The 17983-nt window shown below is 48.6% G+C and carries 20 protein-coding genes; 18 read left to right on the forward strand and 2 right to left on the reverse strand.

All coding sequences use genetic code 11. The features are described from left to right. The first annotated feature begins 135 nt into the window (after positions 1–135). From xerD to BBB58_RS08600, 6 genes are all read left to right on the forward strand, one after another. Positions 136–1020 (forward strand): site-specific tyrosine recombinase XerD, encoded by an 885-nt coding sequence (xerD, locus tag BBB58_RS08575; RefSeq protein ID WP_167365518.1) that lies wholly within the window; start codon positions 136–138, stop codon positions 1018–1020. Positions 1021–1043: 23 nt separating this feature from the next. Beyond that, a complete protein-coding gene (gene deoB, locus BBB58_RS08580; protein WP_074036806.1) occupies positions 1044–2210 on the forward strand; it encodes a phosphopentomutase in 1167 nt (388 codons plus the stop codon). A 13-nt stretch (positions 2211–2223) separates the two neighbouring features. Continuing rightward, positions 2224–3033, forward strand: a complete 810-nt coding sequence (locus BBB58_RS08585; protein ID WP_074036808.1) for a purine-nucleoside phosphorylase — start codon at positions 2224–2226, stop codon at positions 3031–3033. A gap of 28 nt (positions 3034–3061) precedes the next feature. Further along, a complete protein-coding gene (locus tag BBB58_RS08590) occupies positions 3062–4363 on the forward strand; it encodes a pyrimidine-nucleoside phosphorylase (protein ID WP_074036810.1) in 1302 nt (433 codons plus the stop codon). Between the two features lie 114 nt (positions 4364–4477). Beyond that, complete coding sequence (locus BBB58_RS08595) at positions 4478–4918, forward strand: peptidylprolyl isomerase (RefSeq protein ID WP_074036812.1); 441 nt, start codon at positions 4478–4480, stop codon at positions 4916–4918. An 89-nt stretch (positions 4919–5007) separates the two neighbouring features. Beyond that, positions 5008–5364 carry a GCN5 family acetyltransferase gene (locus tag BBB58_RS08600; protein ID WP_074036814.1) on the forward strand — a complete coding sequence of 119 codons (357 nt, stop codon included), beginning with the start codon at positions 5008–5010 and terminating at the stop codon, positions 5362–5364. A 54-nt stretch (positions 5365–5418) separates the two neighbouring features. On the opposite strand, the gene BBB58_RS15405 is transcribed toward BBB58_RS08600, so the two are convergent. Then, positions 5419–5715, reverse strand: coding sequence for a hypothetical protein (locus BBB58_RS15405; protein WP_244150714.1), 297 nt, complete (start codon positions 5713–5715; stop codon positions 5419–5421). 18 nt (positions 5716–5733) lie between these two features. Beyond that, positions 5734–5901, reverse strand: coding sequence for a DUF309 domain-containing protein (locus BBB58_RS15410; RefSeq protein ID WP_244150715.1), 168 nt, complete (start codon positions 5899–5901; stop codon positions 5734–5736). An 83-nt stretch (positions 5902–5984) separates the two neighbouring features. Here BBB58_RS15410 and BBB58_RS08610 point away from each other — a divergent pair, with 83 nt between their 5' ends. The 12 genes from BBB58_RS08610 to ymfI all read left to right on the forward strand — a co-directional run bounded on the left by BBB58_RS08610 (position 5985) and on the right by ymfI (position 17930). Next, positions 5985–6752 (forward strand): segregation/condensation protein A, encoded by a 768-nt coding sequence (locus BBB58_RS08610; protein WP_074036816.1) that lies wholly within the window; start codon positions 5985–5987, stop codon positions 6750–6752. Continuing rightward, the gene (scpB, locus tag BBB58_RS08615) at positions 6730–7323 is read left to right on the forward strand and encodes an SMC-Scp complex subunit ScpB (protein ID WP_074036818.1); all 594 of its coding nucleotides are present in this window, start codon (positions 6730–6732) and stop codon (positions 7321–7323) included. The genes BBB58_RS08610 and scpB overlap by 23 nt, the downstream gene beginning before the upstream one ends. A gap of 4 nt (positions 7324–7327) precedes the next feature. Next, complete coding sequence (locus BBB58_RS08620) at positions 7328–8086, forward strand: pseudouridine synthase (protein WP_012726494.1); 759 nt, start codon at positions 7328–7330, stop codon at positions 8084–8086. Positions 8087–8222: 136 nt separating this feature from the next. Continuing rightward, a complete protein-coding gene (locus BBB58_RS08625; RefSeq protein ID WP_074036820.1) occupies positions 8223–8804 on the forward strand; it encodes a redoxin domain-containing protein in 582 nt (193 codons plus the stop codon). Between the two features lie 19 nt (positions 8805–8823). Next, positions 8824–10368 carry a cytochrome c biogenesis protein ResB gene (resB, locus tag BBB58_RS08630; protein WP_074036822.1) on the forward strand — a complete coding sequence of 515 codons (1545 nt, stop codon included), beginning with the start codon at positions 8824–8826 and terminating at the stop codon, positions 10366–10368. Next, positions 10368–11552: a c-type cytochrome biogenesis protein CcsB gene (gene ccsB / locus BBB58_RS08635; protein ID WP_031423441.1), complete on the forward strand. Its 1185-nt coding sequence runs from the start codon at positions 10368–10370 to the stop codon at positions 11550–11552. The genes resB and ccsB overlap by 1 nt, the downstream gene beginning before the upstream one ends. Before the next feature lie 160 nt (positions 11553–11712). Further along, entirely contained in the window at positions 11713–12429 is a 717-nt protein-coding gene (locus tag BBB58_RS08640) for a response regulator transcription factor (protein WP_074036824.1), read from the forward strand. Beyond that, positions 12426–14135, forward strand: coding sequence for a HAMP domain-containing sensor histidine kinase (locus tag BBB58_RS08645; protein ID WP_143180242.1), 1710 nt, complete (start codon positions 12426–12428; stop codon positions 14133–14135). The genes BBB58_RS08640 and BBB58_RS08645 overlap by 4 nt, the downstream gene beginning before the upstream one ends. 49 nt (positions 14136–14184) lie before the next feature. After that, positions 14185–14736, forward strand: coding sequence for a cob(I)yrinic acid a,c-diamide adenosyltransferase (locus BBB58_RS08650; protein ID WP_074036825.1), 552 nt, complete (start codon positions 14185–14187; stop codon positions 14734–14736). A gap of 7 nt (positions 14737–14743) precedes the next feature. Continuing rightward, positions 14744–15982, forward strand: a complete 1239-nt coding sequence (yfmF, locus tag BBB58_RS08655; protein WP_074036826.1) for an EF-P 5-aminopentanol modification-associated protein YfmF — start codon at positions 14744–14746, stop codon at positions 15980–15982. Next, entirely contained in the window at positions 15979–17238 is a 1260-nt protein-coding gene (gene yfmH / locus BBB58_RS08660; RefSeq protein ID WP_074036828.1) for an EF-P 5-aminopentanol modification-associated protein YfmH, read from the forward strand. The genes yfmF and yfmH overlap by 4 nt, the downstream gene beginning before the upstream one ends. Then, a complete protein-coding gene (gene ymfI / locus BBB58_RS08665; protein ID WP_244150716.1) occupies positions 17217–17930 on the forward strand; it encodes an elongation factor P 5-aminopentanone reductase in 714 nt (237 codons plus the stop codon). Before yfmH ends, ymfI begins: the two co-directional genes overlap by 22 nt. Positions 17931–17983: the final 53 nt, after the last annotated feature.

Here is a 17983-nt window from a genome sequence, read left to right on the forward strand (position 1 = left end):
TTCTGAGATGTATTTTTATCACGTAAACGTTCACAAAAAAGTGAAAAAAAAATGAGGTCAGACATCTTCACAACAGTTTACATAAGTGATATGCTGTAAGCGTATTCAGGTGAAACAAGGAAGGAGGAGGGTATGATGCGTTCGCATATCGAGTCATTTCTTCAATACATGACAGTTGAAAAGCGGATGTCCGCGAATACGAGACAGGCGTATGCGAGCGATTTGACGCAGTACGCATCGACCTTGACCCAACTTGGGGTAGAAGAGTGGAATGAAGTGACACGTTCGCATATCGTCAAACATATCGAAGAACTGTCACAGGCGGGGCGTGCCTCGTCCTCATTAAGACGAGCTGTCAGTTCGATCCGGATGTTTCATCATCATCTCAAAATGACCGGAGTCACGACGACCGATCCGTCTCTTTACCTAGAATCTCCAAAAGCAGAAAAGCAACTTCCGGATACATGGTCACAAGCGGAAGTTGAACGTCTGTTGGACAGCGTCCCGACGTCGGACCCGCTCTCGTTACGAGACCGAGCCATGCTTGAATTGCTTTACGGGACAGGGATGCGGGTCAGTGAACTTTTAGGTTTGGATTTGGATGATTTGCAGTTCGAATTGGGGTATCTACAATGTGAAGGGAAAGGCGAGCGCGCACGAATCATTCCGGTATCCTCGGTTGCCCAAAGTTTTGTCGAGCGTTACATCCAACAAGCTCGTAACGGACTTGGCGGCAGAGAGACCGAAGCGCTCTTTTTAAACGGCAGAGGAGGACGGCTCAGTCGCCAAGGATTTTGGAAGATGATCAAACGACGAGCCAAACTTGCTGGAATTGACAAAGAAATCACACCGCACGTACTCCGTCATTCTTTTGCGACACACCTTCTCGAGAACGGTGCGGATTTACGCGCCATTCAACAGATGCTCGGTCATGCGGATTTAGCGACGACGCAAGTGTATACACACGTCAACAAATCACGATTGCATGATGTGTATCGTAAGCATCACCCTCGTGCCTAGACACCGAAAAGGAGGAATTTTTTGTGAAGAATTTTAAACGTATTTTCTTAGTCGTCATGGACTCGGTCGGTATCGGTGAAGCACCAGATGCTGAACAGTTCGGTGACAAAGGGGCCGACACGCTCGGGCATATCGCGCGTGAACATAACGGATTGAACATGCCGAACATGGGTAAACTTGGACTTTCGAACATCAAGCCGATTCAAGGCATCGATGCATCGGATGCACCGAGTGCGTATGGTCGCATGGAAGAAATCTCAGCTGGTAAGGATACGATGACAGGACATTGGGAAATCATGGGTCTTCATATCGATACACCATTCCGTGTATTCGAGGAGTTCCCTGATGACTTGATTCACCGCCTCGAAGAGTTCAGCGGACGTAAAATCATCGGAAACAAACCGGCGTCAGGAACAGAAATTTTGGACGAACTCGGTGAAGAGCATGTCGAGACTGGCGCTCTGATTGTCTATACATCAGCCGACTCAGTCCTTCAAATCGCAGCACACGAGGACATCGTGCCGGTTGATGAGTTGTACCGAATCTGCGAATACGCTCGTGAAATCACACGTGAAGATCCATACATGCTCGGACGAATCATCGCTCGCCCGTTCATCGGGACACCAGGAGCATGGGTCCGTACGGCAAACCGTCACGATTACGCCTTGAAACCATTCGGCAAGACCGTCATGAACACGCTCGAGGAAGCTGGGAAAGACGTCATCGCATTAGGGAAAATCAGCGATATTTACGATGGTGAAGGTGTGACAAAAGCGGTCCGCACGAAATCGAACATGGATGGCATGGACAAATTGGTCGAGTCGCTCGAGGAAGACTTCGAAGGGCTCTGCTTCTTGAATTTAGTTGACTTCGACGCATTATTCGGTCATCGTCGTGACCCGGAAGGCTATGCGGTCGCGCTTGAAGAGTATGACGCTCGCTTACCGGAAGTGATGGAGCGCCTTCGTGAAGATGACTTGCTCATCATCACGGCTGACCACGGAAATGACCCTGTTCATGCCGGTACAGATCACACGCGTGAATACGTTCCGCTCATCGTTCATCACAACGGAGCGAAAGCGGTTGATTTAGGCATTCGTGGTACGTTCGCAGATATCGGTGCGACCGTCGCTGACAACTTTAACGTTGCGGCACCATCAAACGGAAAGAGTTTCTTAAACGAAATTTGAGGAGGCAATATTCATGGTAAATTGGAACGAAACAAAAGCGTTTTTGCAGGTTTTTATGGGCAGTACACCAGAAATCGGACTCATTCTAGGGTCGGGACTTGGAGTCCTCGCGGACGAGATTGAGAACCCGGTAGCGATTCCTTATGAGGAGATTCCACACTTCCCGGTATCGACTGTCGAAGGACATGCGGGTCAACTCGTGTTCGGTGAACTTGAAGGAAAACGAGTCGTCGCCATGCAAGGACGGTTCCACTTCTATGAAGGATACTCGATGGAACAAGTGACGTTCCCGGTTCGTGTCCTCAAATTGATCGGTGTCGAGACTCTTATCGTCACAAACGCGGCAGGAGCATGTAACGAGTCATTCAACCCAGGCGACTTGATGATCATCACAGATCATATCAACTTCTTTGGTACGAGCCCGCTCATCGGGAAGAATGCGAGTGAATTCGGGACTCGTTTCCCTGACATGTCAGAAGCGTACGATAAAGAGCTCGTGAAATTGACAGAACGTGTCGCTTCAGACCTTGGACTTTCTGTACAAAAAGGGGTTTACTTCGGTAACACAGGTCCTACGTACGAAACACCAGCTGAAGTCAAAATGGCCCGTCTTCTCGGTGGCGACGTCGTCGGTATGTCAACCGTTCCAGAAGTCATTGTCGCGCGTCATTCGGATATGCGTGTCCTCGGGATCTCGTGTGTCTCGAACATGGCAGCAGGCATCTTAGATCAACCACTCAACCATGAAGAAGTCATCGAAACGACAGAGCGCGTTCGTCAAGACTTCCTCTCTCTCGTACGTGGCACGATTAAAAGCATGTAAGTAACTTAATTTTAGGAGGACGACAGTTATGCGTATGGTCGATTTGATTTTAAAGAAACGTAACGGTGGAGAATTGAACGAAGAGGAGATTCGCTTCGTTGTCGAAGGTTTCACGAACGAATCAATCCCTGACTATCAGATGTCAGCCTTATCGATGGCCATCTACTTCAATGGGATGACTGAAAACGAGACGGCTGCATTGACGATGGAAATGGTGAAGTCTGGTGATACGATTGACCTTTCCAACATCGAAGGGAAAAAAGTTGATAAGCACTCGACGGGCGGCGTCGGGGACAAAATCAGCTTGATCGTGGCACCACTCGTTGCTTCAATCGGCATCCCCGTTGCGAAGATGAGCGGTCGTGGTCTCGGTCACACGGGTGGTACGATTGATAAGCTCGAATCATTCCCGGGGTTCAACGTTGAATTGACGGAAGAACAATTCACGAAACAAGTAAATGATATCAAAATGTCGATCATCGGTCAGACAGGAAACTTGACGCCTGCCGATAAGCGCTTGTATGCGCTCCGCGACGTTACGGCTACGGTCGAATCGATCCCGCTCATCGCAAGTTCAATCATGTCGAAGAAGATTGCAGCAGGCGCGGACAGTATCGTTCTTGACGTCAAGACAGGTTCTGGTGCGTTCATGAAATCATTTGATGATGCGAAAGCCCTCGCGGAAGAAATGGTCGCAATCGGGAAAAACGTCGGACGTAAGACGGTCGCGGTCATCACAGACATGGACCAACCGCTCGGCTTTGAAATCGGGAACGCGAACGAAGTGAAAGAAGCGATTGAAGTCCTCTCAGGTAAAGAAGTCGAAGATTTGAAAACAATCGCGCTCACAATCGCTGGACATATGGCTGTCCTCGGTGAATTCTATCCAACGTTTGAAGAAGCATATGCCGACCTTGAGAAGCGCATTGCAGATGGACACGCCCTCGAGGTGTTCCGCAAGTTCGTCGAAGCACAAGGTGGCGACGCATCACTCGTCGATGATGTGACGAAATTACCACAAGCTTCATATGAGACGACATTCGTCGCAAAAGAAGCAGGTTATGTCGAGTCGATCATCGCAGACGAAGTAGGTGTTGCGGCGATGCTTCTCGGTGCAGGACGCGCGACAAAAGAAGACAAAATCGACTTTGCGGCAGGCATCACGCTTGAGAAAAAAGTCGGCGACCGTGTCGAGGTAGGCGATGTGATCGCGGTACTCCGTTCGAACATCGAAGACATGTCTTCAGCCATCGAGCGTTTAGACCATGCGTATACGATCGGTGCAACGAAACCAGAGGCCCGTCCACTCGTTCACGCGGTGATTCAATAAGGCAGAACGTCTGTTTCCACAAAAAAGTGGAGACAGACGTGTTTTTTTGATAAGTTTGGTAATGTGAGTGTCAAACAGCAGGATACATATTATGAAAAAGGGGTTGCTTGAAACATGAAAAAAGGTTCTATGAAACTTGAAAATGGAGAAATGATTGAATTTGATTTATTCCACGGTGAAGCACCAATCACGGTCGAAAACTTCGAAAAACTTGCGAACAGCGGGTTTTACAACGGATTGACGTTCCACCGTGTCATCCCTGGTTTCGTCAGCCAAGGTGGTTGCCCACAAGGAACTGGAATGGGTGGCGCAGGCTATACGATTCCTTGTGAGACATCGACATCGTTCCCACACAAACACGAAGCGGGTTCACTCTCAATGGCCCACGCAGGTCGTGACACAGGGTCTTCACAGTTCTTCATCGTCCATGAGCCACAACCGCATTTGGATGGTGTCCATACGGTATTCGGTAAAGTGACATCTGGTCTTGAGCATGCCGTCAAACTTCGTCAAGGTACGAAGATGGCAGAAGTGAAGGTGTGGGACGAGAATTGATTTTTGCCTGAAGGTTATGGCACAATGAACCATGTCTCTCACGTGTTCACGTCGTGAAACTTGAATGACAAAAGGTGGTGAACCCAGCAATGCTGGTCAAATATAAACGTTCTTATGAAAAGACGGCGATGGGTCTACTCGCATTCTCATGCAGTGACAAATCTCCGCTAAGCTTGCTTGAACTCGTCCGATCGTATGACGAGGAGGAGTCGAAGTTCCTCTATTTGTGGAAAGTCGGTGAAGACTTCGTTGGTATCATTGGTATGGAGCAACAAGAAACGACAATGGTCATCGACCATATCGCCTTGTCGCCATCATTCCGCGGCGAGAAACGTTCTTACGAGCTTCTAGACGAGGTAAGAAACGTCCTTCCACTTGATTTGACGCTAACCGGTACAGGCAAGACGGGCGATTTATTGGATAAATGGAATCAATTAGTCGTCTGACGATAAAAACCCCTGCAATCACGACCCTGTGACTGCGGGGGTTTTGCATGTGGTTCAGGAATGGCTAGCGGAATTCCTCGCTCGTTGACGTTCGAGAAGGGCAGATTTCCGTTCCATAATCACTTCGCTCCGGTCACGGTGTAGATGTTTATGAACGAGTTCCTCGAACGCCAGGTCCGTCGATGGAAACGTCGATTTTAGGGATTCGACCGTCACACGGACATCTGATTGCAATGGAAGCGTCGCGCGAAGCGGCCATTCCTCGAGTTGTGCGATGAAGGAGTCGACATCTAGACCGAGTTCATTCAAATAGGGAGAAGCAATGTCAATCTTTCGACGTAAGAGTCGCAAGCTCTTTTTTGCGCCGACTTAATTGTCGCGCCGGAGGTGATAGTGGATGACAGCATATTGGATGAGCGCTGCATAGCCGTGGTGACGGCGTCCGTCTGCCTGCCACGCCTCTTCTAATACCTCATGACATTCGAAATAATCGGCATGACATTCAAAAAGCAACGTATAATGAATAAAAGGGGTCATGAATCAATTTTCTCCTTTCGTGTCCACGGTGTTATAAAACATGTTATACTAAAGCGCAAAAATGTAAAATGGCAGGTGTCTCTATGGAAGCCTATAACGTTAAAATTGATACGTTCGAAGGTCCACTCGACCTGTTGCTCCATTTGATTGGAAAAATGGAGATTGATATCGTCGACATTTCCGTGGCAGAAGTCACTGACCAGTATGTCGGCTATATTCGCACGATGCAAAAATTTGAACTCGATGTGGCCAGTGAATACTTGGTCATGGCGGCGACGTTGCTCCAATTGAAGAGCAAACAATTGTTACCGCCAGTTTCGGTCGAGGATGAAGAGGTTCCAGACTTCAGTGAGGAACCGACGCGTGAAGGTCTCATTCGTCAATTGATTGAATACAAAGCATATAAAGAAGCGGTCGTCTTCATGCGTGAACAAGAAGAACACCGGCTTGAATTGTATACGCGACCGGGTGAAGATTTGACGACTTATATGTCTGAAGAGGTGTCTAAGTATGACGGACCACTCAACTTCTCGGATCTTCTCCACGCCTATTCGAAGATGATTGAACGGAAACGTTGGAAAGAACGACGCAAAAAGACGATCAAGCGGGAAGAGCGTACGCTTGAAGAGCAGATGACGCGTCTTCATGAACACGTATCGTCGACGAGACAAACGTCGTTTTTCGCCTTTTTTGTTGAGCAATCGAACGTCTCGGATCTCGTGGTAACGTTTATGGCACTTCTTGAGCTGATCAAGCTACGGGTCGTCGTAACAAAACAACTCGACCAAGATATTCAAATCTCATTCATTGAACCATCAAAGAAAGGGGATGAAGCGGTTGCTGTCTTATGAGACGATTATTGAAGGATTGCTGTTCGTCGTCGGTGATGAAGGGATGGAAGTACGCGCGCTCGCCGAGACGCTCGATATCTCAGAAGCTGCGGCACGAGAACAGCTCAGTAAGCTAGAGACATCGTTCAAATCATCGAATCGGCCGTTTCAGCTCATGGAATCGGCAGGTGTCTACAAGCTCGTGACCGTGCCGGACGTCTCTCCGTACATTCAAAAATATGTCGGGACGATGGCTGAGCAGGCGCTCTCACGTGCAGCGATGGAGACGCTTGTTATCATCGCCTACAAACAGCCGGTCACACGAGCGGATATCGAAGAGATTCGCGGGGTCAAAGTCGAACGGGTCATCCATACGTTGTTATCGAAAGGATTGATCGAATCGGCTGGTCGTGCGAAGACGATTGGTCGTGCCAAGCTGTATCGTACGACAGAGCACTTCCTCGACCATTTCGGGTTCAACTCGCTCGAAGAATTGCCACCATTAACATTTGAGGATGAACTGACAGACGAAGGCGATTTGTTCTTCGGTCAGGAATCACCGAAGCAAGAAGAGAGATTGGAGAAGGATTAATCATATGGAACGTTTGCAAAAAGTAATCGCACAAGCGGGGGTCGCCTCGCGTCGGAAAGCGGAAGAAATGATTTTGGATGGTCGCGTCCGCGTGAACGGAAAAGTCGTCCGTGAACTCGGGACGAAAGTTGGACCGAAGTCAGAGATTGAAGTCGATGGCGTCAAAATCGAACAAGAAGAACATGTCTACTATTTGCTTTATAAACCGAGTGGCTACGTATCGACGGTCGATGACGACAAAGGACGTAAAGTCATCACAGACCTCGTCCCACCAGGAGCACGTGTATTCCCGGTCGGTCGTCTTGACTACAACACGACGGGTCTCATCATCTTGACGAACGATGGCGAGTTCTCGAACATGATGACACACCCGAAATATAAAATTCAAAAGCGTTATGTGGCAAAAGTGAAGAACATCCCATCTTACTTGGCCATCAAACAGCTTGAGTCTGGTGTCGAACTCGATGACGGATTCAAAACGGGAAGTGCGAAAGTGAAGATGAAGTCTGTAGACCAGAAGAAGAACACAGCCATCCTCGAAATCGTCATCTCGGAAGGTCACAATCGTCAAATCCGTCGGATGGTGGAAGCCATTGGTTCAGAGGTCATCAAACTGAAGCGTGAACAGTTCGGTTTCTTGACGCTCGACGGTCTGAACACGGGCGACTGGCGTGAACTTTCACACAAAGAAATCAGTAAGCTTCGGGAACTTGCGAACCCTACCGTTCCACCGAAACCACGAGGAAAAAAAAAAAAAAAATAACAACAAAAAATCGTCCTGAAATAGGATGATTTTTTTGATTGTGTAGATTGTGTGACAAAAAAAAAAAAAAAGTCTGTTAATGTGCGTTTTTAATGTTTTTTCAGTACAATAGCAACTGAAGGATGGTGTGAAAACGATGACAAAAGATCAACAAAAAGACGACCGGATGGAACAAGCGGTCGCAAAAAAGAAAAAGAGGTCATTTTGGCGGATGATGATCATGACGGTCGTTCTCTTCGCGGGAGCGGTTACGATTATGCAAACATTCGACCAAGCGGGTAACGATGGACGCATCGAGGCGGGCGACGAGGCACCGAACTTCAAGCTCGTCACACTCGACGGTTCGACCTTGTATGAGCGAGATAACTACGAAGGGAAAGGGATGCTCTTGAACTTCTGGGGTACTTTCTGTGAACCGTGTAAGAAAGAGATGCCGGTCGTACAAGAAAACTATGCGACACTTCAAGACATGGGTGTCGATTTTTGGGCCGTGTTCGTCGGAGAGACACCGCTTCGTGTCGATAATTTCATCAACGACCTTGGTGTCGGGCTCGACTATCCGATTTTGATGGATACCCAGAGCGAAGTCGAAGGAGCGTATGGCATTTATAACCTACCCGTCACATTCGTCATCGATGGTGAAGGGAACGTAATTGAAAAGTATGAAGGTGAACTCACGAAAGAGAAATTGATGGAGCTAGCCGAGAAGTCATTGTAAGCGAACGGGGGACGCACAGATGCTAGATATGAAATACGAAGGCGCTGATTTACGGTCGAAGCGTCGTCCGAAATCGATCATTGACCGTGTGTGGAACTTCTTTGCATCGGTCAAAGTGGGGTTGTGGTTAATTGCATTGATTATTGTCGGTTCGGCAATCGGAACAATCTTTCCTCAAGAGATGTACATCCCACAACAATTACCGCCTGAACAATATTATATGGAGGAGTATGGAACACCGGGTTCTATTTATTACGCCCTCGGATTCCATAACCTATACACTTCGTGGTGGTACATCGGTCTGATTGTCATGTTGACGCTCTCACTCGTCGTCGTGTCGATTGACCGTGGGGTTCCGCTCTATAAGGCGCTTAAAAAACAACCGGTCAGACGGACAGAACGTTTTATGAAGGGGCAACGTCTCTTCGGACAAGGTGATGGGACGGAGGCTCAAATTGATGAGATCTCAGTCGCACTTAAAAAGAAACGATATACCGTCAAACGGGACGGCGATGCTCTGTTAGCAGAGAAACACCGGTTTGGTCGTTGGGGTCCGTACGTCAACCACCTCGGACTTGTCATCTTCTTCCTAGGGGCGATGCTGCGAGTGTTCCCTGCATTCCATACGGATACGCTCGAATGGGTGCGTGAAGGCGACACGGTGTCGCTAGAGGCGACTGACGGCGAGTACTACTTACGGAACGACCAGTTCATTCTTGAAATGTACGACCCTGAGAACAATGAAGAGGACGCGAAGTTCGCGGCCGCCATTGAAAAAGCAGGAGCCGTTCCTAAAAATTATGAGACAGAGTTGACGTTATTCAAAAAGACGGGAACGAACGAGGACGGATCGCCGCAACTCGAGCAAGTCGATGTCGGTTCGACGAAAGTCAACCACCCGTTTAAGTTCGATAAATTTGAAGTGTATCAGGAACAATATTCAAGTCGTCCAGAGTTCTTATCGATGTCGTTCATGTTGGCCGATAAAGAAACCGGCGACGAATATGGTCCGTTCAAAGTTGATTTGGAGAATCCGGAAAAGTCTTATGAGCTCGATGGGGTCACCGTCACGTTGAAAGATTTGTATCCAGACTTTGAAGTGAAAGATGGACAACCGAATACGAAATCACCACGTGCACTGAATCCTGCCTTCTTCTTCAACGTTGAATCACCTGAAGGAGAAACGGAGTCGAATTTAATCGGCATTCGTCTGAATGTCGCTGATGAAGAGAACCGCTACGATGTCCAGTTTGCAGGTACAGAGATGGCGAGCACGAGTGGTTTACGTGTGAAGAGTGACTCCACCTATCCGATTTTGATCGTCGGTGCCACGATCTTTATGATCGGTATTGCGATGGGCATGTACTGGCCACACCGTCGCGTTTGGATCCGTCGTCATGAAGAGGGCGTGCTTGTCGCCGGTTTTACGAATAAAAACCCGTCCTCGCTCCGTCGTGAAGTGTCGCCGCTATTAGAACAAACTGGCTTACCGATGTGGGAAGACCAGGCGAGATTCACAGAGAAGTCGGAGAACGAGTCAACAGATGAAAGAGGGGAATCTTGATGGAATGGATTGAATGGAGCAGCCGAATGCTGTTTATCGCGTTCTTCCTGTACGCAATCTCGACGGTTCTCTTTACGATTGCCGTCAGTGGTATGCGTAAAGATCGAAACGTCAACCGTGTTGCCTATGGGAAATACGCCTTTATCTTGGCAATCATCGGCTTTGTCGCTCAAATGACATATTTCTTTATGCGCTGGGCAGGTGTCGGCTATGCGCCGGTATCAAACTTGTACGAATATACGACGTTCTTCGGTATGATGATGGTACTTGGGTTCCTCGTCGTATATGGAATTTATAAAAATGATGTACTCGGCTTGTTCGCGATGCCTGTGGCGTTACTCGTCATCGCCTTCGCTTCAATGTTCTCGAGTGAGGTCGCACCGCTCATCCCGGCACTCAACAGTGTATGGCTGAAAATTCACGTTACGACGGCTGCGCTCGGACAAGGGATTTTGGCCATTAGTTTTGCATCGGGCCTCATTTTCTTATTGAACGAAACATCGATGAAAGAACAGTCTAAGTCACGGACGTGGCTCGAAGTGACGATGTTTGTCCTCATGTGCACGCTCGGCTTCATCATCGTCTCGATGTTATTCAAGGGGATTGGTGCCGGAGGTGTCGTCGAGTTCACGAACGACCGCGGTCAAGCGGAGACGTATGAATATTTCATGCCGATCTTGTTCGTCCCAGAAGGGGCACAACTCGTGTCTGGCGCGAGTGGCTTGTCACTCGAGCTCCCGAACTGGATCAATACACTCAAGTTGAACACGCTCATCTGGTCGGTCATCGGCGGAATTGTAATCTATGTGTTGCTCCGCTTTGTCATCTTGCGTAAACGCGTCGCTGAAGCGCTCCAACCCCTTGCGAAAAAAGTCGATCTCGACCTTGCTGATGAAATCAGCTATCGCTCGGTCGCGATTGGATTACCGGTCTTTATCCTTGGTGGTCTGATCTTTGCGATGATTTGGGCACAGATTGCCTGGAACCGTTTCTGGGGATGGGACCCGAAAGAAGTTTGGGCCCTCATCACGATGCTGATCTATATTTACTACTTGCATATGCGCATTCAGCGTGGCTGGACAGGAACGAAAGCGGCCTGGTTATGTGTCGGTGGATTTGCCATCATCATGTTCAACCTCGTCTTCGTCAACCTGGTCATTGCCGGTCTGCATTCGTATGCCTGACATAAAAGAAGTCACAATTGTGACTTCTTTTTCATTTGGTCCATCAAATCATCGTTGTGAAGCGAAATAATAGAGTGGTATAGTTATGGCAGAGAGTGGAATGTTCACAATTGTGCAACATTCGCTACAACTCGTAATGGGTCTTAGGAGGGTTTCAGGTATGGCTGATAAAACGAAGATTTTAGTAGTCGACGACGAGGAGAGAATTCGCCGACTTTTGAAAATGTACTTAGAACGTGAACAGTATGTGATTGAAGAAGCGGTCAATGGCGAAGAAGCGCTCGCGCTTGCCCTTGATAACGAATACGACGTGATCTTGCTTGATTTGATGATGCCAAAGATGGATGGGGTTGAAGTATGTACAGAACTCCGGAAGACGAAAGCGACTCCGGTCATCATGCTCACGGCGAAAGGTGAAGAAATCGACCGTGTCCAAGGATTCGAAGTCGGGGCGGATGATTATATCGTCAAGCCGTTCAGTCCGCGTGAAGTCGTGCTCCGCGTCAAAGCATTGCTTCGCCGCTCTGGTTCGACGAAGTTCATGCACACGAGTGAGAAGTCGAAGGATTTGATCGTCTTCCCACATCTGACAATCGATAATGATGCACACCGCGTCACGGTGGACGGCGAGGAAATCGCCCTCACACCAAAAGAATATGAGTTATTGTTCTTCCTCGCAAAACAGGTGGATAAAGTCTTTTCACGAGAGCAGTTGTTAAAAGAAGTATGGAACTACGAATTTTTCGGAGACCTTCGGACCGTCGATACGCATGTGAAACGTCTTCGTGAGAAATTGAATCGTGTCTCACCGGACGCGGCGCATATGATCACGACCGTATGGGGTGTCGGGTACAAGTTCGAAGCTGCCAGTGAATGATGATTCGTCGAAACAGCATCGTCACGAAACTGTGGCTGACGATTCTCGTTTTGGTCAGTGTCATCTTATTCATCGTCTCGGTGTTGATGCTTGAATTTTTTAATTCCTTTCATATCGACCAGGAACGAGGCCATCTTGCCAAGCTCGGTGGACAGGTCCAATCGGTTTTGTTGAATGAAGGTGACACGTCCCAGACGATTGATCAAATCATCGAAGTGTACGGGGCTAACTATATCTTAGAGAACGGGACGACCCGATCGAATTTTGGAAATCAAGTGGATGGTTTGATGGTGGAACTTGAACGACAGGATTGGGAAACCTATCAGGCGGTCGGTGAGACGGCCATCGGGAATTTCTCATCTTTTGACGACCAGGCCGCACTAGCGTATCGGACGACCTTCTCCTTATCGACAGGACAGTATACGCTCTACCTGCTCGAACCGCTCGATGCGATCTCGAGTGCGAACGCGGGAGCACGGACCATCATTCTTTGGACCGTCGCTTCGGCCATCATCGTCACGACCGTCTTCGCTTTCTTCTTGTCGACACGAATCACGGCACCGCTCCGAGCGATGCGGGATGCAGTCAATAAGACGGGAGAGGGGCAATTTGATTTGCGTTTGGAGACGAAGACACGGGATGAGATTGGAGAACTCGCTGCTTCTTTCAACGCAATGAGCAGTCAGCTTTCGAAGTATGTGAATGCCCTTGACCGGGAACGGCTGCAACTTGCGTCGATTCTTCGTTCGATGGCAGACGGTGTCATTACACTCGATCGTCATGCGAACGTGATTGTCACGAACCCGCAAGCGAGTCCATTACTTCAAGATGGGCAACCACATGAAGTCGTATTGTCTCTTTATGAGGAAGTGATGGAGGGGACGTCTGAAAAGACGATCGAAGTGAAACAGGATGAGCGGTACTATACACTGACAGTCACACCACTAGTCGGAGAAGACGATTTCGAGGGTGCTGTCGTTGTCATCCGGGATACGTCAGAAAGTCATCGACTCGATAAGATGCGGACCGATTTTGTGGCGAACATTAGCCATGAACTCCGGACACCGCTCGTGACGCTTCAAGGGTATTCAGAGGCAATCATCGATGGCATCACTGAGAGTGACGAGGCGACGAAAGAGTTCGCCTCCATCATCTATGATGAATCGCTCCGCTTGGCAAGACTCGTCAATGATTTGTTGGATTTGGCACGCATCGAATCGGGTAAAGAGACGATGCATTTCACTTCGTTTGATATCGGTGATTTCTTGCCCCGAGTCATGCGAAAGTTCAATCAAATGGCATCTGAAAAAGAGATTCGTTTACAGACCGACGCCCCGCACCGTCTCATCGAGGCGGATGGCGATCGTCTCGAGCAAGTGTTCACCAACTTGATTGGCAATGCTATCGCGCATACCGATTCTGGAGAAATTCGGATTGAGGCCACAGAAGAGACGGACGGGCTACGGATTCAGTTGACGGATACAGGTCATGGAATTCCAAAAGAGGATTTGCCGTTCGTTTTCGAGCGATTCTATAAAGCCGATAAAGCCCGGACCAGTGGTTCGAAGACAGGGACAGGCATCGGACTCGCGATCGTGAAGAATGTGGTCGATGCCCATCACGGAAAAGTGAGCGTATCGAGTACACTCGGGGTCGGAACCACCTTCGAGATTTACTTACCATTTGAACAACCACACAACTCGTAATGGTGACTCGCTTGAGTCACCATTTGTGGCATTTTAAGGGGGGAGTCGAATGAAACGTTATACACGAACGGGCGACAAGGGTGAAACATCATTAATCGGTAGTCGTGTCGAGAAATCCCATCCTCAGATTGAAGCGATGGGTCATCTCGATGAGTTGAATAGTCAGATTGGACTCGCCATCGCGCATCAAGAGGATGAGACGCTCCGAATACAGCTGACGAAGATTCAGCACGACTTGTTCGACCTCGGATCGGAGCTGATGTATGCTGAGGCACCGCCAAAAATGGTCGATTTGTCAATCGTGACGGAACTAGAACGATGGATGGATGAGTGGGAGGAGTCCTGTCCAGAACTTGTGCGCTTCATCCTTCCGGGCGGCAGCGTTGCCGCAGCTAGCTTACATGTGGCTCGTGCCGTCTGTCGACGGGTCGAGCGTGACTTAGCGGCTCTCGGAGTCGCAGACCGGCAATTGCCTTACTTTAACCGCTTGAGTGATTATTTATTTACGGTTGCCCGTTACGCGAACGTCGTGGCAGGGGTGCCGGATCAAGAATATGCGCGCGGCGCTGCCGTGTTTCAACAAAAAAGAAAAAAGGAGTGATCGGCAGATGAAAGGAATCGAACAGTTCCAACATCAATTGCACTACTCGGTCTATCCGACCAAAAAATTTAAAACGACGACTTGTCTCGTGTCATTCGCCGCTCCATTATCGGCGGAGACGGTCGCAGATCGGGCATTGCTCCCGTTCATTATGGAGAAATCGACGGCAACGTATCCATCCATTGAGTTATTTCACACACCGCTAGAGGAGTTGTATGACACAAACTTATATGCTGGTGCATCTAAGATCGGAAAGGAGCACGTCATCCAATTCCAACTCGAAGTCGTCAACGATCATCTTGTCGGAGAAGACGTATTGAGTCAGGCAATCGAGTTACTCGAAGACGTTCTCCTTCGTCCGAACGCATACGATGGGGCGTTCCAGCCACTCATCGTCGAGCAGGAACGTCGATTGCAACGTCAGCGTATCGAATCGGTCTATGATGACAAAATGCGTTTCGCCCAACAGCGTCTACAAGAAATGCTCGGAGGAGAACTTGCGATTCCGTCACTCGGTACGCTTGAGCAACTCGACCATGTCACACCGAAATCATTGTATGCGGCATATCAATCGATGATTCAACATGACCGTGTGGACATCTATGTTGTCGGGGATGTCAATCGTGAGCAAGTCGAACAGGCTTTCAATCCATTGGAATCCCTTGGGACACGTCGACCACGCCTGTTACCAGAAGCGAGTCGAGGAGAGTTCAAGCGTTTGGAAGAACACCAAGACATTAAACAAAGCAAGCTCCATCTCGCTTATTCACTCAATGTCGACCCAAGAACGGAAGCAGCGATTCGTATGCAAGTCGTGAATGGATTGTTCGGAGGATTCCCTCACTCGAAACTGTTCATGAACGTGCGTGAAAAAGAGAGCCTGGCGTACTATGCCGCTTCACAATACAGTTCCCTCAGTCGGAAGTTGTTCGTCTATGCCGGCATCGATGCGACAAAAAAACAAAAAACCGAACAGATCATCGAAGAGCAATTGAACGCTTTACAAGCGGGCGAGTTTGAGGATGAGACGTTGCAACAGACGAAAGAGTTGTTGTTCCATCAACGTCGACAACTTGGAGACAGTCCACGTCAATTGATTGCTTGGATGAGTGGAGCAGACGTTCGTCCGTTCTCGTTAGACGAAGAGATGGCAATCATTGAAAACACGACACGAGATCATGTCGTTGCGCTTGCGAAAGAAATGGAACTCGAAGCGGTTTATTGCTTGAAAGGAGGAGAAGCATGAAATTAGACTTTCCTAACGTCGGAGAGACGTTACATCATCACGTTCTCGACAATGGCCTCTCCGTTTACTTGTTGAAAAAGACTGGATATGAAAAAACATTCGCGACGTTCACGACTAAATATGGATCGATTGACCGACGCTTCAAACTAGAAGACTGGATCGAGGTTCCTGATGGTATCGCACATTTCTTAGAACATAAGATGTTCGAGAAAGAAGATGGTGACGTCTTCCAACAATTCGGTCGTCAAGGAGCGTCAGCGAACGCTTTCACTTCCTTCACACGGACGGCTTATTTGTTCGGTGCCACGTCCAAGATTTCGGAAAACGTACAAACGCTACTTGATTTCGTCCAGACTCCTTATTTTACGAAAGAGTCGGTCGAGAAAGAGAAAGGCATCATCGGTCAAGAAATTCAAATGTATCAAGACAATCCGGGATGGCGCTTGTATTTTGGTTTAATTGAGGCGATGTACGAGACACATCCCGTCAAGATTGATATCGCAGGTACAATCGAATCGATTTCAAAGATCACGGCGGAAGACTTGTACACCTGTCATCAAGCGTTCTATCATCCGAGCAACATGGCATTGTTCGTCGTCGGGAACATCGAACCGGATGAGATGCTTGCGTTGATTCGAGATAACCAAGCAGGTAAATCTTTTGAGACACCACGATTGAGTGCTCGTGAGACAGTATATGAGCCGACCACGGTTCGTCTGTCAGAACGGGTCATCGAGATGGACGTCTCTGTACCGAAAGTCATGATTGGGTATAAGGATGTACCACAAGCTGGGGAAGCAGGTCTGAAGCAAGAATTGACAGTAGAATTGCTCATGCATGCGCTCTTCGACACGACAGCTCCTCTTTATACAGAACTTTATGCTGAAGGATTGATTGACGATGCCTTCTCGTTTGACTATACGTCAGAGGAAACGTTTGCCTTTGCCGCCTTGTCGATGGAGACGTCGGAAGTAGATGCGTTTGTCGGCCGTGTGACGGAGGCGTTAGAACGTCCACTTCAGTTGAGTCAAGAGACGCTCGACCGGAAGAAACGCATGATGCAAGGGCAGTTCTTGAAAGCATTGAACTCACCGGAATTCATCGCAAATCAGTTCTCTCGATATGCACTCAATGATGGGAATTTGTTTGAAATCCCGACTTTGATTGATGCCATCACACTCGACGAACTATACGAAGCATACGAGCGCTTGTTCCGCCATGAACAACGAACGGTATGCATCGTCAAAAAACCATGAAGACATTGATTGTTGGAGCGAGCGGTACCATCGGACGTGCCGTCTCGCTCGCTTTTCGTGAAGATGAACTGATTTTGCATGCGAACGAGGGTAGTGAAAAACTCCGTCATTTGATAGATGAAGAGAATCTTTCGGCAGAAATTCTCCCTTGTGACCTAACAGACCGTGACGCTGTTGAGTCGTGGGTGCAGGATATGCTGGACATCGACCGAATTGTATATGTGGCCGGACATGCGCTCCATGGTCTCGTCGTCGACCAGTCGATGGATGAGCTCGACCGGCTGTACGATGTACATGTTCGGGCAATGATCCGACTCATCCAGTCCGTCGTTGCAAGGAAGCCTTACGATCATCACGTGGATATCGTGATTGTCTCGAGTGTATGGGGAGAGGTCGGTGCGGCGGCTGAGGTGTTTTATTCAACCGTCAAAGCGGCACAGCTCGGCTTCGTCAAGGCGTTCGCACGAGAAGCCGGACCGTTCAATGTTCGAGTCAATGCGGTGACCCCGGGGTGGATTGATACGCCAATGAATGATACGGTAGAAGAGTCGAAACAATCCGTGATCGATGACATTCCACTTGGACGTCTCGGTGCGGCAGAGGACGTGGCCAACACGATCCGTTTCTTGTGCTCACCGGACGCCTCGTATATGACGGGCACGGTGATACGCGTCGACGGCGGTTGGCAATGATCCGATTCATGTAAATAAACCTGTTCTTTTCAATTCTTCTAAAATAATTTAAA

Origin of the sequence: Exiguobacterium profundum (genome assembly GCF_001909285.1) — a bacterium.
In the GTDB taxonomy this organism is placed as follows: Bacteria; Bacillota; Bacilli; order Exiguobacteriales; family Exiguobacteriaceae; genus Exiguobacterium; species Exiguobacterium profundum.

Coding starts and splice junctions, on each gene's coding strand:
- xerD (WP_167365518.1), top strand. CDS start 136: ATGCGTTCGCATATCGAGTCATTTCTTCAATACATGACAGTTGAAAAG.
- BBB58_RS08585 (WP_074036808.1), top strand. CDS start 2,224: ATGGTAAATTGGAACGAAACAAAAGCGTTTTTGCAGGTTTTTATGGGC.
- BBB58_RS08590 (WP_074036810.1), top strand. CDS start 3,062: ATGCGTATGGTCGATTTGATTTTAAAGAAACGTAACGGTGGAGAATTG.
- BBB58_RS08595 (WP_074036812.1), top strand. CDS start 4,478: ATGAAAAAAGGTTCTATGAAACTTGAAAATGGAGAAATGATTGAATTT.
- BBB58_RS08600 (WP_074036814.1), top strand. CDS start 5,008: ATGCTGGTCAAATATAAACGTTCTTATGAAAAGACGGCGATGGGTCTA.
- BBB58_RS15410 (WP_244150715.1), bottom strand. CDS start 5,901: ATGACCCCTTTTATTCATTATACGTTGCTTTTTGAATGTCATGCCGAT.
- BBB58_RS08610 (WP_074036816.1), top strand. CDS start 5,985: ATGGAAGCCTATAACGTTAAAATTGATACGTTCGAAGGTCCACTCGAC.
- scpB (WP_074036818.1), top strand. CDS start 6,730: ATGAAGCGGTTGCTGTCTTATGAGACGATTATTGAAGGATTGCTGTTC.
- BBB58_RS08620 (WP_012726494.1), top strand. CDS start 7,328: ATGGAACGTTTGCAAAAAGTAATCGCACAAGCGGGGGTCGCCTCGCGT.
- BBB58_RS08625 (WP_074036820.1), top strand. CDS start 8,223: ATGACAAAAGATCAACAAAAAGACGACCGGATGGAACAAGCGGTCGCA.
- resB (WP_074036822.1), top strand. CDS start 8,824: ATGCTAGATATGAAATACGAAGGCGCTGATTTACGGTCGAAGCGTCGT.
- ccsB (WP_031423441.1), top strand. CDS start 10,368: ATGGAATGGATTGAATGGAGCAGCCGAATGCTGTTTATCGCGTTCTTC.
- BBB58_RS08640 (WP_074036824.1), top strand. CDS start 11,713: ATGGCTGATAAAACGAAGATTTTAGTAGTCGACGACGAGGAGAGAATT.
- BBB58_RS08645 (WP_143180242.1), top strand. CDS start 12,426: ATGATGATTCGTCGAAACAGCATCGTCACGAAACTGTGGCTGACGATT.
- BBB58_RS08650 (WP_074036825.1), top strand. CDS start 14,185: ATGAAACGTTATACACGAACGGGCGACAAGGGTGAAACATCATTAATC.
- yfmF (WP_074036826.1), top strand. CDS start 14,744: ATGAAAGGAATCGAACAGTTCCAACATCAATTGCACTACTCGGTCTAT.
- yfmH (WP_074036828.1), top strand. CDS start 15,979: ATGAAATTAGACTTTCCTAACGTCGGAGAGACGTTACATCATCACGTT.
- ymfI (WP_244150716.1), top strand. CDS start 17,217: ATGCATCGTCAAAAAACCATGAAGACATTGATTGTTGGAGCGAGCGGT.